At 37.6% G+C, this 1,043-nt stretch carries 1 protein-coding gene; it reads right to left on the bottom strand.

The annotated features are described in order from the left end of the window. A partial coding sequence (locus XM47_RS18615; protein ID WP_048695988.1) for an IS110 family RNA-guided transposase occupies nucleotides 1–963 on the bottom strand: 963 nt, incomplete at its 3' end. Between the last annotated feature and the right edge of the window lie 80 nt (nucleotides 964–1,043).

Genomic DNA, 1,043 nt, shown 5'->3' with positions numbered 1-1,043 from the left:
CAATGCAGATAAGGCTTTTGCTTTGCTCATTTTCTTTTGTAATTTAACTAAATATTGTTGTGCTTTCTCATTACCACGTAAATACAGAACGGCAGCTTCAGAGAATGCCCACTTAAGATGTTGGTTCCCAATTTTATTGCCTTGAGTGCCATATGTTTTACCAGCTGATTCAGCTTTGCATTTAACTAATCGACAATAAGAAGCAAATTTTTGCACCGATTCAAAACGAGCGATGTCGCCAATTTCATAAATAATGGTTAGCGCGAGAATTTGCCCGACACCGGGAATGGATTTGAGCAAGTGAAAATCAACGGGGTTATGTTGTTTAGCTTGTTTTTCGATATACCATTCGATTTTAGATAGTTGAGCATTGATATCACTAATTAAGTTTAAATCTAAATCAATATTGGTTTGAATGGTTTTATCTTCAAATAACCCACGCATTTTCTCTCTGGCATTGGGATAGCGCAGATTTAAATTATTAGGGGGTAGGTTGTATTGGCCAGTGGTATTTTTGACATGAGCTTTTAAATCAGCACCAAAGCGCATTATTCGCATTCGACGGCGAAGTAAATCGCGAGTTGCACGCATGTGAGTTGGGTAGACATAAGCTAAGGGAAAAGTACCACCGCGTATAAGAGAAGCAATTTTAAATGAATCGATTTTATCGTTTTTAGCTTTACCACCATGAATGGCTTTCATGTAGAGTGCGTGACCTAAAATAAAGTCAATATCGTGTTCAGCACAAAAGTCAGAAACCCAATACCAGCAGTGCATGCATTCAACACCGACGACGATATTACCAATGTAGGGTTCGAGTAATTGTAAGAGTTTTTCAGGTGAGGCTTTAATTTCTTTGTGTAGCACTTTATGACCATTTTGGTCTAGAATACAGACATATAAAGAACGAGTATGTAAATCTATTCCACAGTAATAGGGATGCATGTTATTGTAAAAATTCATTGAGTCTTCTCCTAGTAGTTGGCGCTTTTTAGCTTAGTCGATTTGACAAGCTAAAGAGGAGGCTCAATGAGTATCAAGTC

This window comes from Catenovulum maritimum (assembly GCF_001050375.1).
GTDB lineage: Bacteria > Pseudomonadota > Gammaproteobacteria > Enterobacterales > Alteromonadaceae > Catenovulum > Catenovulum maritimum.
This window is presented reverse-complemented; position numbering and strand designations above follow the sequence as displayed.